The sequence below is a fragment of the Brucella haematophila genome, from assembly GCF_005938105.1.
GTDB lineage: Bacteria > Pseudomonadota > Alphaproteobacteria > Rhizobiales > Rhizobiaceae > Brucella > Brucella haematophila.
In genome coordinates this window covers 21,480-36,966 of the sequence record NZ_VCPE01000014.1, presented here as the reverse complement: position 1 = coordinate 36,966, position 15,487 = coordinate 21,480, and the positions used below count along the sequence as shown (strand labels likewise).

The window sequence follows — 15,487 nt, the reverse complement described above, 5'->3', positions numbered from 1 at the left end:
GAATAGCTCTGCTCGCTTGATCGAATTTTTGTGCCGATATTCTGGTACAATGTTGATGTTAATCTAGCGAAGATGGTTGTCACGGCTGGTCATTCCATAGTACGTGCCTGTCCTTGAATAGTAGCTCACGGCGCAAAAGCGCCAGCCGAAATCGAGATATGGATTCGATATGGTTTATGTGCCGGTCCAGCAGCAGGCAGATATCAGCGACAATAGTAGTGATGTGCGGCTGCCGATCGTTGTTGACCTCGATCAGACGTTAGTTCTTTCTGACACGCTCTATGAAACGGCAGCGATGCTGTTTTTCAAACGTCCTTTGGCTTTTATTCAGTGTCTGCCGCAGCTTGCGAAAGGCCGCCATTCGCTCAAAGCGGCCATCGCTTCGAAAGTAAATCTGTCCGATGCAGTATTCCCGATCCGTGAGGATCTGGTTGAGTGGTTGCATAAACAGGCAAAAGACGGGCACGAACTGCATCTGTGTTCGGCTGCAGATCAGTCCGTGGTGGATAGCGTTGCGGAGCACCTTGGGATTTTCAGTTCGGCCATTGGGTCGGCCCAAGCCAATCTGAAGGGGCCAGCCAAAGCCGATTATCTAAAAAGGCAATTCCCCGACGGATTTATCTATGTCGGCGATCATGCCGCTGACCTGAATGTCTGGAAGGAATCGAGCGGTATTGTTCTGGCCGGTACAAAGCCGGCAGTGACAGCGCGCGCGAAGGCGCTGGAAAAGCCTGTCATTGCAAGTTTTGACAATCCCAAGCTCAATCTTAAGGCATTTCTGAAGGCCATTCGCGTTCATCACTGGTCAAAGAATGTTCTGATGTTTGTGCCGCTCATTCTCGCACATGAGTGGACAAATGCCGGTTTATGGCTGCACGCTATTTTCGCTTTCGCATGTCTGCTCGCGGTGACCTCGGCAACCTATCTGTTGAATGACATCGCCGATGTTCATGCCGATCGCCATCATTGGACGAAGCGCAATCGGGCCATTGCCAGCGGAAGGCTGGCCATCAGGTCGGCGTTCCTGTTGGCGGTCGGATTGCTTGTTGGAGGTTTTGCGGTCGCCTTTACGATAGCGCCCCGTTTTGGATTGGCGTTGCTCGCTTATCTGGTGATCACCGGCGCATATTCGCTTGGTCTCAAGCGGATTCCACTGCTGGATATGCTGATCATCGGCGTACTGTTCACGCTGCGCCTGGTCATGGGCGTGGCTTTGCTCGCTGATCCTCATCCGGAATGGTTGCTCACTTTCGCAGTGTTCTTCTTCTTTTCGCTCGCTTCAGCCAAAAGGCACACGGAAATCGTGCGCGCTTCGCTGATGGGCGAGACGAGCTTGAAAAGCCGGGGTTATGAGGTTGAAGATGCCCCCCTCACACTGGCTATGGGGCTCAGCACCGCGATTGCTTCGCTTGTCGTGATGATGATTTTCATTTTGCAGGAACTTCTGCCAAGCAAAAGCTATTCGCACCCGCAACCATTGGCGCTTATCCCTCTCGTCCTCTCCATCTGGCTCGGACGCATCTGGCTTTTGTCGCATCGCGGTAAGATGAACGACGATCCGGTCAGCTTTGCCATACGCGACCGGACGAGCATCGGCCTGGGCGTCGTCATTGCGCTGCTCTTCGTTGTTGCGCTATGAGCGGTTTCGTTCCCCGCAGTGATATTCGTTCCTGGGGCGGCACCATATTGCGCGAGCATCTGGTCGCTTCGCCAGCATGGCGTGACCAACTGCCTGGTCTGGTCGTGAGCGCACAGGGGCCGAGCAGTAGTTTGCTTGCCTGTGGATTGCGCCGTTCCTACGGCGATAGCGGCCTCAATCCAGACGGAAGCCTGATCGACATTTCCGGGCTGGACAGGGTGATTGAATTTGACCCCGGGACGCGTCTGTTGCGCGCCGAGGCTGGCGTTTCCTTCGATGCCATTCTGAATATTATCGTCAGGCAAGGCTTCTTCCTGCCTGTTACACCCGGTACGCGCTTCGTTACGCTCGGCGGCGCTGTGGCAAACGATGTGCATGGCAAGAACCATCACACGCATGGGACGATTGGCTGCTGGGTGCGCCGGTTGGGATTGCTTCGTTCCGATGGCCGTGAAATCGAGCTGGCGCCCAATGACAATACTGGCCTGTTTGCGGCAACAATTGGCGGACTGGGACTGACAGGCATCATCACCTGGGTTGAACTGGAAGTCATTCCGGTCGGCAGCGCTTTGATGGATGCGGAGAATATTCCTTTCGGCAATCTGGACGAATTCTTCTCGCTCTCTGCTGAAAGCGAGGCGGGCTATGATTATACGGTATCATGGATCGACTGCCTCTCGAAAGGCGATGCCCTTGGACGCGGAATTTTCACGCGGGGCAATCACGCGCGCACAGGGTCGCGACTTCTGAATCGCGGCAATACGCGGTTTACAATGCCGGTCAATCTGCCCGCATTTGCGATGAACCGCTATTCGATACGGGCGTTCAACGCTCTTTATTTCTGGAACGGCAAGCGAAAGAGTGGCAAGGCAACCATTCCAGCGCATCCGTTCTTTTATCCTCTCGATGCTATTGGCAACTGGAACCGGATGTACGGGCGCGGCGGCATGTATCAGTATCAATCGGTTGTCCCGCCGGCTGGCCAGCTGGACGCGACGCGCGAGATGCTGAATGCAATATCGTCGAGTGGACAAGGGTCGTTTCTGGCCGTGTTGAAGACGTTCGGACGCAAACCGTCACCTGGATTGTTGTCCTTTCCGCGCGAAGGAACAACGCTTGCACTGGATTTCCCGAACCGCGGCGATAAAACGCTCCGGCTCATGGAAAAGCTTGACGCGATTGTGCTAGAGGCTGGTGGAAGGCTTTATCCGGCCAAGGATGGGCGCATGTCGGCGAAGATGTTTCAAAGCGGGTATCCCGAATGGGAAGCTTTTGCCGAACATGTCGATCCGCGCTTCAGCTCCCATTTTTGGGCACGTGTCGTGAAATAGAGCATTGCCTGCAAACGCGTCACGAGGTGTCGCGTGCGGTATTGCGTTCGTTAGATGATTAGGGCGGTTCTGATATTCCGTTTGGAAAGAGCCGATTTGAAAAGGGGAAGGTCTTGCGCCTTATCGTTCTTGGAGCCACGTCGGCTATTGCGATTGCAACGGCACGCCTTCACGCAAAGGATGGCGCAGTTATCCTTCTCGTGGGGAGAGATCAGGTTCGGCTTGACCAGATTGCCGCCGATCTGAAAATCCGGGGTGCGGAGCGTGTTGAGACTGCGATCGCTGATCTCGCTGCTCCACAGGATGCGCAAGCGCAATTCGGTGGCTTTGTCGAGCAGATCGGGGGAGTCGACCAGATATTGCTCGCTTATGGCATTCTCGGCGATCAAGGCAAGGCGGAACGCGATCTGGTGGCTGCCGAAGAGATTTTGCGCGTCAATTTCAATTCGGCTGCTGCCTGGACTCTTGCCGCAGCAGATGTGTTCGAGCGACAGGGCCGGGGCACATTGGTGGTAATCGGCTCCGTTGCAGGAGATCGCGGCCGGCGTGCAAACTATATTTACGGTGCGGCCAAGGCCGGGTTGGCCGCGTTGGTCGAAGGCATTGCGCATCGCTTTGCCGATAAGGGGCCGCGCGCGGTGCTTATCAAGCCCGGTCCGACCGTTACCCCCATGACCGAGGGTATGGACCGGAAAGGTCTGCTTTGGGCAAAGCCGGAACAAATCGCTCTCATTGCCTATAATCGGTCCAAACGCGGTGGGCCCATTGCGTATGCGCCGGGCTTCTGGCGGTTGATTATGCTGGTCATTCGCAATCTGCCGAGCGCAATTTTCAATCGTATGGATATCTGATGCAAAAGATTGTTATTACCGGCGCTGCCGGGCTTGTTGGTCAGAATTTGATCGCACGTCTGAAATCCGTACCGGGGTTGAAAATAGTTGGTATCGACAAACATCCAACCAATACGGATTTGCTGCGCCGCCTTCATCCTGAAGTCGAGGTGATTGAGGCAGATCTGGCGCAGGCAGGTGCCTGGCAGGACGCGTTTGCAGGTGCGGATGCAGTTGTTCTCAATCAGGCGCAGATCGGCGGTCTGGTTGAGAAAGAATTTGTCGATAACAATGTTACAGCGACCGAACGGATCGTCGATGCGATGCGGCGGCACAAGACACCTTATTTCGTGCATATCTCGTCGTCAGTCGTTAACTCGCAGGCCGATGATTTCTACACGCGGTCTAAAACCACCCAGGAACATTTCATCGATAAGGTTACAGACATTCCGCATGTCATTCTGCGGCCAACGCTTATGTTCGGCTGGTTTGATCGCAAGCATCTTGGCTGGCTGCGCCGGTTTATGGATCGGACGGCGGTGTTTCCGATTCCGGGAAACGGTGCGTTTATTCGCCAGCCGCTTTACGTCGGTGACTTCTCGGCCATCATTATTTCGGCGTTGAATACGCGGAAGACCGGTACTTTCGATATTTCGGGTCTGGAGCAGATTAATTACGGCGATCTGATCAAGCTGATCCACAATACGGTCAAGCCGAAGGCTCGGATTGTCCATATCCCTTATACGCTTTTCTGGTGGTTGCTATTCGTCTACGGAAAGTTCAGCAAAAACCCGCCTTTCACCACCAGCCAGCTCGAGGCGCTGGTCATACCGGAAACTTTTCCGGTGATCGATTGGCCGAAGGAATTTGCGATTGCAGCCACGCCTTTGAAGCAAGCTGTTGAGGAAACTTACCTCGACAAGACTTATAATACGATTGTTCTGGATTTCTGAGGTAGCGAAATGAGCCGGATTGTTATCATCGGTGCTGGAGCGATGGGGCTTGCGGCTGCGCACCGCGCGGTTCAGCTAGGGCATGAGGTGGATCTCATCGAAAGTGACAGCGTGCCGGGTGGCATGGCTGCCCATTTTGACTTTGGCGGGCTGTCGATTGAGCGCTTCTATCATTTCGTCTGTAAGTCGGACGATCCGACGTTCAGCCTGATGCACGAGCTTGGTATCGGCGACAAGATGAAATGGCGCGCAACCACTATGGGCTATTACATCAAGGACCGTATCCATCCGTGGGGCGATCCGATTTCGTTGCTGAAGTTCCCTTATCTCAGCCTCGTCTCGAAGTTTCGTACCGGCTTGCAGATGTTCCTGACCACGAAGGCCAAGAACTTCAAATCCATCGAACACAAAACAGCGCGTCAGTGGCTGGAGCAGGGTTCCGGCAAGGAAGTCTACAACACGCTGTGGAAGCGTTTGATGGAGCTCAAATTCTATGAGCTTGCCGACGAGATGTCGGCTTCGTGGATTGCGACACGCGTGCGTCGTGTCGGCAATTCGCGACGTTCGATTTTCCAGGAAGAGCTGGGTTATATTGATGGCGGCACGCAAACGCTCGTTGACGCGCTTGTCGACGCTTACGTGAAAAAAGGCGGGCGCTTGCATCTTTCGACGCCTGCCGAGCTTGTGGAAACCAAAGACGGTAAGGTCACCGGCGTGGTCGCAGGCGGGCGTGTCTTCCCTGCCGACGCGGTCATTTCGACTGTCCCAACGCCATTTATCTCATCGCTTGTTCCTGATTTGCCGACAGCATCGAAAGAACAATATGATGCCATCCGCAACATTGGCGTCGTATGCTTGCTCTTCAAACTGAAGAAAAGTGTCAGCAAGAACTTCTGGCTCAACATCATTGATGAGAAGATCGAAATTCCGGGACTGATCGAGTTCTCAAACCTGCGCCCTGTCGATGATCACATCATCTACGTTCCCTATTACATGCCGACAACGCAGCCGAAATGGCAGTGGAGCGACGAGCAGTTCATTGAGGAAGCGTTCTCCTATATTCGCAAGATCAATCCCAATATCAGCCGCGATGACCTGATTGATGCGAGCGTTGGGCGTTTGCGTTATGCCCAGCCCGTTTGTGAGCCGAACTTCCTCGACAAGCTGCCTCCGATTCAGACGCCGATTGACGGGCTGCAAATCGCAGACACGTGCTATTATTATCCGGAAGACCGCGGTATCGCTGAAAGTGTTCGATATGGGCGTATGATGGCGGAAACTGTCAGCAAATGATCGCTGTTGCCAAGTCTCTTCTCGAACGCCCCTTTGTTCGTTTCGCGTTGTCGGGTGGCATCGCAGCGGCGGTCAATATCGGCTCGCGTGTATTGCTGTCGGAAGTGACCAACTTCTCGACAGCAATCGTCATTGCCTATCTGCTGGGAATGACGACGGCTTATATTCTGATGAAGCTGTTCGTGTTTGACGCTTCCGGCCGGAGTGTAGGGCAAGAATATCTCCGCTTTGGACTGGTCAACGCTGTTGCGCTCGTCCAGGTATGGGCTGTCAGCATGTTGTTGGCGAAATACGCGTTTCCGGCGCTGGGCTATAGCTATTATGCAGAAACGACCGCGCATGTGATCGGTGTTCTCAGCCCGATCGCGACAAGTTATTTCATGCATAAGTATTTCACTTTTGCGAGTTAGGGGCGCGCGATGGGTTCAACTTACACTCGTTTTATTTTGTTCTTTATACTCACGTCGATCATAATTATCGTTAAGTTTCAGCCTTTATATTTCCACCCCGTTCTGCCGGGGTTGGATGCGTCGTGGCAATCGGCTCTGGCTTATGGAGCAGAGAAAAGGCTTCTTTTTGGTAAGGATATTGTTTTTACCGGAGGCCCTCTGTCGGGTTAATATAATCGACAGTTTGAAGTGAGTAATGCATATATATTGGCTGCCGCATCGTTATTGGTAGCTTTTTATATTAGCTTGTGTTTCTCGATTTTCCTAACACGTGTAAGTAGTATTCTTTTTGGTCTTGCAGTCCTCATAATTCTAAGCTTATCTTTGTTTATGACGTCGGACGTAATGCTGATGATTGTGCCGCTTTTTGCAGCGCTGTATGGCATTTGGGGCGAGGAAAAGAGCAAAAATTTAGTAGGCGGCTTCGGAGCATTTCTATCTGGAATAATCGTATTAGCAAAGTTCTCGGTATTTCCAATCGCTATACTTGCGATGCTTGTTTTGGACATTTTGGCTCTATGGCGCCGCAGGGTGCCGTTGCATCTTATTATTTTTTCTGGCGGTTTGATCCTGGTGTTTGTGGCGGCGGGTCAACCTCTGGAACAGTTGCCAAGTTTCATCGCGAGTAGCCTGGAGGTTTCAAGCGGATACTCGTCGGCGATGAGTCTACCAATACAGCTGCCAGATCCCTTTGTCTGGCTAGCTGTCGCGAGCCTGTTTGTGGGCGTTCTCGTTTACGAAATTTCGCGTAACTGGAATACGGAAAACCGTTACAGTCTTGTTGCACAAGTTCTGGTTGTATCGGGCTATTTGTTCGTGGCGTTCAAGGCGGGTTTTGTTCGTCATGATCTTCATATGCTGATCGCTTGGACTGCTTTGATCATGGGAATTTTGGCTGTTATTACAGCCCAGCCTTGGAAGCAAAGAAGCCGTTGGCTTTTGGCTGTCCTTGCCTTTGCGTGCCTGATTCCAGGGCACTTGGCCCTATACAAAGTTTACCGAACTGTTCCTTTCAGTTCTGTTGTCCAACTGCCTGACACGTTAACGCGGGAAGCATCGGAACTAACAAGCTTTGTGCTGTCACCGTCGAACTGGAAGAATAGGCTGGTTGAAGAAAATGCGGCATCTTTGGCTTCAATCAAGGAACAGCGGCCTTTGCCGCACTTGTCCGGTTCGGTGGATACGATCCTGAACGATCAATCTTCGATTATCGCCAACGGATTAGACTATCGACCGCGCCCTACGCTGCAAGAATATACAACCTATTCGCCTTCTTTGATTGCCCGGAATCGTTCTTTTTTCCAAAGCGATCAAGCGCCAGACTTTTTGTTCATGGCGCCGGGGTCTATTGATCGGCGTCATCCTGCCTCAGCCGAAGGGGCTTTGTGGCCATTGTTCTTTTCGAAGTATCAACCTTATCTTATTGAGAAGGACTATCTCGTCTTACAGAAGCGTGCTCTTCCGCTGGGCAACATCGAAACCCGTGGCGAGCCAATTCACGCACGCTTGAACGAGGAAGTGCGTCTGCCCGATACAGCCGAACCAATCGTGGCTTCTATTAAGATGAAGCCTACGGGTTTTGGAAAGTTGCTGGACATGCTCTACCGCTCTCCGCTAACGGAACTCGTCGTCTCATATACAAACGGTTCCGTAGAAACTTACCGCATCATTCCGGGAATGGTGAGTGAAGGTCTCATGGTATCTCCGCTGGTAAAGACGCCATCCGATTATCTGTTGGTATCCACGGGGCATTTGGAAGTCGGCGCATTGCAAAAAGCAAAGAGTTTAAAGGTACGCGCGGGCTTTGGTGGAGTGCTTGCCTATCGGTCGGACATAGATGTCCAATTTTCCATTCTGGACAACAAGGGTCTCCGAGATAACTATAGAGGTAATCTTGCTGATTCATACATCGAACAAGAGAAAAACCTGGGTCTTCTCCTGGAGAGCAATTCAATACACGATCCAACGGTCATAAAGGTGCCAGAGGGGTTGCTGGCCCATGCTCCGACGATTTTGAATCTACCTGTGAGCGGTGCACGCAGTCTCGATATACGCTTCGGTATACGGGAAGGAGCGTGGCTGGATGGAGGCAAAACGAACGGTGTTTGTTTCAGTGTGCAAACCGCGTCTTCAAAATTCTTCGAGCGCTGCCTGAGGCCCGTGGAAAACGAAGCCGACCGCCTGGAGCAGCATGCGAGGGTCGAATTGCCGACCGGTACCGAAGAAATTTCCTTGGAAACATCTTGCATCGACGACTGCGCATGGGATTGGAGCTATTGGGCAATGGCGGTGCCGGGACCCTAGTGTTTTTTTTCGTTGGTGAGCAGATTGATAGGTCAGCCGCAGCGCCGAGTACGGGAATGTCTCCGTTTGGGTAGATCAATGCGATCGCTTTGGTGCAGATTTGGAGTCTTGGTGTAATGTGGGTCAGATATGCATTTGCAGGGTAAAGTATATCTTGTGCGCAAAAAAGGCAGTGCGTGTGAGTAGGAGTCTAAGCCCCAAAGGGGGCGATGCTTTTACGATTTCTAAATAAGGACGAAAACTTGTTTATTCGCAATCTTGCAAGAAAAGCATCTATATTTTCTATCTTTGGGCTATGTTCTTATTTTATAATAAGATCGGCAATGTTTGTATATAAATATTATATTGCTCCAATTTATTGGGATCAATGGGAGTTTATTAAGGATATCAAAGGAAGTAATATATTTTCAATTAACTATTTATTCCTCGCGCATAACGAGCATATTATTGCGACGACTAAAATTTTCTTTATCTTGGATTATCTATTTTTTAAATTGACAAACGGACCTCTAGTCTCACTTATTTTTTTCCTCGCATTCGTCATAGCTAGTTCTATCCCTCTTGTGGTGTTTACGGGAAGAGTTAAAGGCATCCTCTATTTTGCCCTCGTTTTTGTGCTTTTTGCTTCCAGTGTTTCGCTTGCTCAGTATGAGAATCTCTTATGGGGTTTCCAGCCACAGTTCTATCTTGTTAGCTTGACGGCAGTTTGGGGTGTTTTCGCTGCATTGAAACTGGTTGAGAGTCGGATCAGCTCCAGACAATTGTTCTGGTTTGTTGCTTTATGTGTCTTCACGTTCCTATGTATCTTCTCGATGGGAAATGGTATCGCATTGCCCATATCTATTGTTCTATTCCTGATTTTTGTTAGATGGCGTCATTGGCCGATGCTCGCAGGATATGTGGCGATCTCGGTGCTTCTTGTTTGTATAGATTTATATTTGACTCGCCACACTTTGCCGATTGGAGGCCTGAGCCAGAGAACGCCACTGAATGTACTTTTTTTCTTTTTCACAATGATTGGTGGTGCCCTTACTCGAAGCCTTGACGCTGCTTACAAAGTTGGGATCGGCATATTTCTGCTCTATGGTTTCACATTCATTCAACTGATCGCGGTGCCTTGGTTTAAGCACCGGAGTATTGATCGAGGTGTTGCTGCACTCCTAGCCCTCGCAAGTTTCTTTTTTGCGGCAGCACTTGCCACAGCTTGGACTAGAAGCCCCCTGGGTGATGGTGCTGCGTTGGCATCGCGCTATAGTACTCCCATGCTTCTTTTGATTATGACTTGGTTCTGTATCTGGCTACGCGAAATTCTTGTTCGGAAGGGCGATAAAAATTTCGCTTCGATCGCTATATTGATTGTCATGGTAGCAATTGTAGGGGCATCGACGCTGAGCGAGAAAAATGCGGCCAACTTTTCCGAAGCGCAAACGCGCGCCGCATATTTTGCCTTGTCTCAAGTGGACTCAGATGAACAGCTTCTAAAGCTATACCCGGATGCGAAGGCCGTGAGTGCGGAGCTGGGATGGTTGCGTCAAAACAACCTCAATATTTTTGCCCGAAACAGCGGGATCCATACTCCAACGACAACCGAATTATTGAGTGTCCAAAATCTGGGCGACGACCGTATCTGCCAGAACTATGCAATTGAAAGTATCATGCAAACATCGTCAGGTCAGCTGCAACTTGTCGGCTGGATAGCCGACAGGCAAAAAAACACACCAGTTTGGGTGTTGGCTTTCGACGAACAAGGCAATTTGCTGGGCTTTACCAAGCCGCTGGAGGATCGTCCTGATATTACTGCGGCTGTAGGTGCAGAGGCAGGTTTTAAGGGGATGATCTTACCCGTAAATATGAACTCTTCTCAGCGCCGCAATGTGGAGCTCAGGGTTATTTCAACCGAGCGCACTAACTCCTGTAAAATTGTCAATTTAAGAACGACTGGCTAATGTGGTTTGCTTGTTGCAGGCGCGCTCAGCCAAAAGCGCCAGCATTTTTTATTCGAAGAAGACCTTCGCCTCTGGCGGAGGATTGGAAGAGTTTAACGCTGTATAAAAGAAACCTCCGGCTTGGATCTCGAAGTGATCGAAACGGAGATTATAATGGATGTTAACCATCTTGTACCAACGCTCATTGATCAGAACCGATGCGCCCAATCGCGCAGTCCGATTGAAATGATTGTTCATGGATCGGCGATTAGCTTGCACCATGCCTTGCAGCAATGATCAACGATGTCCTCGTAGTTTGGAATATCTGGTTTGACAGCCAATTGTCGCGCATGAACTGCCAGATATTCTCCATTGGATTGAGTTCGGGCGCTTTGGAGGAGATCGGTATCAGGGTGATATTGTCGGGAAGGACCAGTTTGTCCGTCAAATGCCATCCCGCTTGATCGAGGATAAGAACGGCGTGAGTGTTGCGCCCGACATGGCGCGATATTTCTTCAAGATGCTCATTCATCGCATGGGTATCGCGCCACGGCATCACAAGTGCTGCTCCCTTGCCCCATTTGGGGAGATTGCACAGAATATATAGACAGATCGCGTCCTCGGATCCTGTGGTGCTGATGGTCTTGTTCCCCGCCTTGCCTATCGCCGGGTCATTTTCGTCTTCTGTCCAACGCGAGCTTCGTCCTGAAACCAGGTTCGATCTGTTTGCCTCTGGCCTGACTCTCACGAATTTCCGATAGTGTGGCAGAAAGTCATTTTTAGAAACGGCGATGGCTTCGTTATCCTGCGTATTATGCCTGGGACGGGCGGATAGTTTGCGATAGCCCATCATGAACTGTTCGCGCGCAACCGTCTGACGGCTGGCCGTAATGCCAAAATCAACCGCAATCCAGCGCATCAAATCGCATAGACGCCAGCGCCCGGTTCCATCCACTTCAAACTGCGGGTCGCTATCAATCAGAACAGCCAGAGCACGGTGTTGCTCTTCATTGAGGAGGGGTTTGCGGCCTAGGGCTTTGCATTGACCAAGCCATCGACGCCGTAGGCGTTGAAACGTAATGCCAGTCCCGGACAATATGTAGACCGACATCAACGAAACGGGCCGCTTCGCTGCGACTTTCTCCGTCATAGATCAGCGTCGCAGAAGTCAGATCGCAATGCTACTGCCCGTCCGATCCAAATCCTCCTGTTTTGAATGGTGAATCACGAAACCCATCAAAGCGGAAGTCACAAACGAGTCAGTATTAGAAAATACAGTACTACAAATCCGACTTGGGTCTGCCAATATCATGTGGCTTTTGGCAGCAAATACCGCACGAAGCGGCTTTATGGCGGCCTTCACCTGGAGCTATGGGCTTTGTTTATTCGATTGAGCTTGCAAAAAGGGTGCCGAATAGAAGAAGGACATCTGATGCCGGACCATGTACATATACTGATATCGATCCCACCGAAATATTCGGTGGCGCACATTGTCGGGTTTTTGAAGGGCAAGACGGCGCTTTACGTTGCTAATGAATATGCAAAGAAGCGCAAATATCGCGGTTATCACTTTTGGGCGCGAGGGTACTTCGTTTCGACCACCGGTTACGATGAACAGGTCGTTAGACGCTATATCCGCAATCAGGAAAAGGCCGGCAAGGATTCAGATCAAGCCGACCTTTTTAAGGGCGCTTACTAACACATAACAAAACCACTTTTAGTGGTTCATGCGTAGCGCCCTAAATCTCCACTTCTGGTGGAGGTCATGACTTAACAACCGGATTTTGAGAAACAACCCGACTTAGCCAAACTTGCGCATCTCAAAGTGCTCGAAGCCGGGGTGGCCAGGCTAACGAGAAATCATCACGGTCAATAGCCAAATTGGGGCTGTATGCTGGATCGTTCCAGCGATTTGTAGCCCAAGTCTGCTCCATATAGCGGACTTCACCAAGAAAACGCTGCTTCTTCTCTGGAGTTGTCTCCAATCCGCGCGTTGCCGATTCATGATGGTACAATTCCGCATAGGGCGTCCAAATATTGCGATAGCCGGCAGCGCGGACTTTCAGGCAGAAATCCACATCGTTGAAGGCAACGGTAAGGTGAGTGTCGTTCAATCCGCCGACCTCGTTGTAGGTGTTCTTGCTAACGATGAGACAGGCTGCAGTGACGGCGCTGAGAGTCTGTATCAGTTGAGCGCGGCCGAAATAACCGCGCGATTGCCGATCAAGTCCTTTTTGAGAATGTCCAGCGACACCTCCTAAGCCAACGATGACCCCGCCATGCTGTAACGTGTCGTTCGGATACCAGAGGCGGGCCCCTACCGCGCCGACCCTCGGCTGCAACGCGATACTCATCATTTCGGAAAGCCATTCCGGCGATATCACCTCAATATCATTATTGATGAGGCCGATATACTCACCCTTGGCGTGTTCAACTGCATTGTTATTCAAGGCCGAATAATTGAATGGCCGTTCGTCCCGCAAAACCCTGACGCGCTTATGTTCTTTGAAGGTTTCGAAATAGGCCAGGGTCTCTGGATCGTCGGAATTGTTATCGACGATAATAACCTCATAGTTGGGGTAAGTCGTTTTCTCTAGAATACTGTCGATACACTGCTTGACTAGCGAAAGGGCGTTTCTCGTCGGGACAATCAGACTGACTAAAGGCGGATTTTTAGGCAACGCGTAATGCACCCGATACATGCCGAAATCCAGCAGTTCAGCTTTGGCTTCCGTGTTGGTACGCTGGAAATGATCGTTTAGTGTCTTTTCGCCGGCGAGGAGAGCATAATTCTTATTACTGCCCGCCTGCGCGGTGCTCTCTGCGTGACTGCGCCAATGATAAAGTATCCTCGGAATATGAAGAATCTGGTCGTCGTTTAGCTTTTCTATCACGCGCATGGCCAGATCATAGTCCTGAGATCCCTCGAAACCCTGACGAAACCCGCCCAACTGGTGCACTAGATCCCTTTGATACACGCCAAGATGACTGATCATATTATGCGATAGGAAAAGGTCTGGGTTCCAATCGGATTTGAAATAGGGATCAAAACGCCTACCCATTTCATCGATCTTGTCCTCATCGGAATAGATTAGCCTCGCTTCGGGGTGCTCCGTGATCGCGTCGGCGACGTGATACAGAGCATCTTCTGGTAGAAGATCGTCCTGATCCATCAGCGCCAGCCATTCGCCGGTGGCAAGTTCAATCGCGCTGTTTGAGGCAGCCGAAATATGCCCATTTTCTGGACGGAAGACCACGCTTATGCGTCGATCACGTTTCTGAAGTGCTTCCAGTTCCTTCTTTACTTCTGGGTTGGGAGAACAGTCGTCCGCAATACAGAGTTCCCAATTGTCATAAAGCTGGCTTCTTACTGATTCGACGGCTTCGCTGAGCCAATCCAGATTGGGATTGTAAACGGGCATTATGATCGAAATTTTTGGCTTTGCCTGCATCCGATCAATGTTGTTGCGAATCTTCTTTCGGGTTGTTTCGTCGACGGAGCTATAAAGACGCACCCATTCAAAATAGTTATTTCTATCCACGATCTGACCGTCCATGGAAACCTGTATTTGGTCTCCAGGAGTATTGGCGCGAATCCACCGACGTTTGAGGCCGGAAATACCTTCGTCCCTAAGCGTCTCATATGCTTTATAACTGAGTGCTTTCAAACCGCCAGCACGACGAATAATACTAGGCATTGCTTTTGTGACGTGCGCGGCACGGCGTCCTTGTCGACCGAGATATCGATAAGGTTTGGTCATGCGCCAACTCTTTGAATTCAAGATGGCCCTGTTTTTTTCTTGTTCTGCGGTGAGTTCATCAAGAACTTGCGCGGTCTCAAAATTCTTGCGCTCGATCTTATTCTCTATTTCAGAGATTTTATGCTCATAATGTTGGGTGACATTTAATTGCTGATTCTTCCAATGTTCAGAAATTGCTGCTTTCTCTGCTTCATATTTGTCTTTGATAATACGACCGAGTTCAAGTGTGTTTGTATGGAATTTTTCCATGTCACTAGCTGTCAGGCCGCATTCTCGAAGAACGGAATGATTGTGAGAATTGACTACGCCGAATTGATAAAGAACAGAATTTAAGTATCCGAGACGCGCGTAAGTCTCACGTGCGAGTTGCATTTCCTTGAAGCTGGCATTGTGCAGTTTTGACAGAGTTTGAGGCGCATTCTTCCCCCACATGAGGACCCCAAGACCATTGCCGTGGTGGAATTCGAAAGTCGGGTATTGTGATTCAAGTTCCTTCCAGAACTTCCAAACGCCGAAATCTGTATGCTGGACGCGCGTGTCGTGAAAAAGCACGACGCTTCGATCAGAAAGTACACTTTTCCAGTTTTGGAAATCTTCGACGACGTCTTCGTATCTGTGTCGCCCGTCAATATGCAATAGATCAACAGAACCGTCTGCAAATTGAGATCGGGCTTCGCTAAACGTTGAACGTATCAAAACCCCAATGCCGGGATATTGAGTGCGCAGTTCTGCTTCAAGTGCGTCATAGACGTCAGAAGCGTAAAATCCGGCATGTTCATCACCTTGCCAGGTGTCGACGGCATATATTGTTGTGTTCAATTCTGCTGATTTTGCCGCTTGGCACATTGAAAGAAAAGAGAAGCCGTTATGAGTACCTAGCTCAACGACTGTCCTCGGCTTCAGAACGTCCATAAGCCAAAACGCAAATGGTGCGTGCTCAAGCCATGCTGAGATTCGAATATGATTAGAGGGCATGAGCGATTTGGAGTTAAGGTACATCAA

The 15,487-nt window shown here is 50.5% G+C and carries 11 protein-coding genes; 9 read left to right on the top strand and 2 right to left on the bottom strand.

What is annotated here, in order from left to right; all coding sequences use genetic code 11:
* Nucleotides 1-169: 169 nt before the first annotated feature.
* The 8 genes from FGI60_RS19105 (at nt 170) to FGI60_RS19070 (ending at nt 10,745) form a co-directional block, all read left to right on the top strand.
* The gene (locus FGI60_RS19105) at nt 170-1,639 is read left to right on the top strand and encodes a UbiA family prenyltransferase (RefSeq protein ID WP_138786530.1); all 1,470 of its coding nucleotides are present in this window, start codon (nt 170-172) and stop codon (nt 1,637-1,639) included.
* Entirely contained in the window at nt 1,636-2,970 is a 1,335-nt protein-coding gene (locus FGI60_RS19100; protein ID WP_171058811.1) for an FAD-binding oxidoreductase, read from the top strand. The genes FGI60_RS19105 and FGI60_RS19100 overlap by 4 nt, the downstream gene beginning before the upstream one ends.
* 113 nt (nt 2,971-3,083) lie before the next feature.
* Complete coding sequence (locus FGI60_RS19095) at nt 3,084-3,821, top strand: SDR family NAD(P)-dependent oxidoreductase (protein WP_171058810.1); 738 nt, start codon at nt 3,084-3,086, stop codon at nt 3,819-3,821.
* Nucleotides 3,821-4,753 (top strand): NAD-dependent epimerase/dehydratase family protein, encoded by a 933-nt coding sequence (locus FGI60_RS19090; protein WP_138786529.1) that lies wholly within the window; start codon nt 3,821-3,823, stop codon nt 4,751-4,753. The genes FGI60_RS19095 and FGI60_RS19090 overlap by 1 nt, the downstream gene beginning before the upstream one ends.
* Before the next feature lie 9 nt (nt 4,754-4,762).
* A complete protein-coding gene (locus tag FGI60_RS19085; RefSeq protein ID WP_138786528.1) occupies nt 4,763-6,046 on the top strand; it encodes an NAD(P)/FAD-dependent oxidoreductase in 1,284 nt (427 codons plus the stop codon).
* A complete protein-coding gene (locus tag FGI60_RS19080) occupies nt 6,043-6,456 on the top strand; it encodes a GtrA family protein (RefSeq protein ID WP_138786527.1) in 414 nt (137 codons plus the stop codon). Before FGI60_RS19085 ends, FGI60_RS19080 begins: the two co-directional genes overlap by 4 nt.
* 390 nt (nt 6,457-6,846) lie before the next feature.
* Nucleotides 6,847-8,799: a hypothetical protein gene (locus FGI60_RS19075; RefSeq protein WP_210238452.1), complete on the top strand. Its 1,953-nt coding sequence runs from the start codon at nt 6,847-6,849 to the stop codon at nt 8,797-8,799.
* Nucleotides 8,800-9,041: 242 nt separating this feature from the next.
* Complete coding sequence (locus FGI60_RS19070; RefSeq protein WP_210238451.1) at nt 9,042-10,745, top strand: hypothetical protein; 1,704 nt, start codon at nt 9,042-9,044, stop codon at nt 10,743-10,745.
* 247 nt (nt 10,746-10,992) lie between these two features.
* Here FGI60_RS19070 and FGI60_RS19065 read toward each other — a convergent pair whose 3' ends face one another.
* Nucleotides 10,993-11,874 carry an IS630 family transposase gene (locus FGI60_RS19065; RefSeq protein WP_138786524.1) on the bottom strand — a complete coding sequence of 294 codons (882 nt, stop codon included), beginning with the start codon at nt 11,872-11,874 and terminating at the stop codon, nt 10,993-10,995.
* A gap of 66 nt (nt 11,875-11,940) precedes the next feature.
* Here FGI60_RS19065 and tnpA point away from each other — a divergent pair, with 66 nt between their 5' ends.
* On the top strand, nt 11,941-12,423 hold the full coding sequence (gene tnpA, locus FGI60_RS19060; RefSeq protein WP_374843816.1) for an IS200/IS605 family transposase: 483 nt from the start codon (nt 11,941-11,943) through the stop codon (nt 12,421-12,423).
* Nucleotides 12,424-12,544: 121 nt separating this feature from the next.
* On the opposite strand, the gene FGI60_RS19055 is transcribed toward tnpA, so the two are convergent.
* A complete protein-coding gene (locus FGI60_RS19055) occupies nt 12,545-15,484 on the bottom strand; it encodes a glycosyltransferase (RefSeq protein WP_138786523.1) in 2,940 nt (979 codons plus the stop codon).
* Nucleotides 15,485-15,487: the final 3 nt, after the last annotated feature.

What these genes read in the sequence shown, in the direction of transcription:
- FGI60_RS19105 (WP_138786530.1), top strand. Translation starts at nt 170, where the DNA reads ATGGTTTATGTGCCGGTCCAGCAGCAGGCAGATATCAGCGACAATAGT.
- FGI60_RS19085 (WP_138786528.1), top strand. Translation starts at nt 4,763, where the DNA reads ATGAGCCGGATTGTTATCATCGGTGCTGGAGCGATGGGGCTTGCGGCT.
- FGI60_RS19065 (WP_138786524.1), bottom strand. Translation starts at nt 11,874, where the DNA reads ATGACGGAGAAAGTCGCAGCGAAGCGGCCCGTTTCGTTGATGTCGGTC.
- FGI60_RS19090 (WP_138786529.1), top strand. Translation starts at nt 3,821, where the DNA reads ATGCAAAAGATTGTTATTACCGGCGCTGCCGGGCTTGTTGGTCAGAAT.
- FGI60_RS19075 (WP_210238452.1), top strand. Translation starts at nt 6,847, where the DNA reads ATGATTGTGCCGCTTTTTGCAGCGCTGTATGGCATTTGGGGCGAGGAA.
- FGI60_RS19055 (WP_138786523.1), bottom strand. Translation starts at nt 15,484, where the DNA reads ATGTACCTTAACTCCAAATCGCTCATGCCCTCTAATCATATTCGAATC.
- tnpA (WP_374843816.1), top strand. Translation starts at nt 11,941, where the DNA reads ATGGTGAATCACGAAACCCATCAAAGCGGAAGTCACAAACGAGTCAGT.
- FGI60_RS19100 (WP_171058811.1), top strand. Translation starts at nt 1,636, where the DNA reads ATGAGCGGTTTCGTTCCCCGCAGTGATATTCGTTCCTGGGGCGGCACC.
- FGI60_RS19080 (WP_138786527.1), top strand. Translation starts at nt 6,043, where the DNA reads ATGATCGCTGTTGCCAAGTCTCTTCTCGAACGCCCCTTTGTTCGTTTC.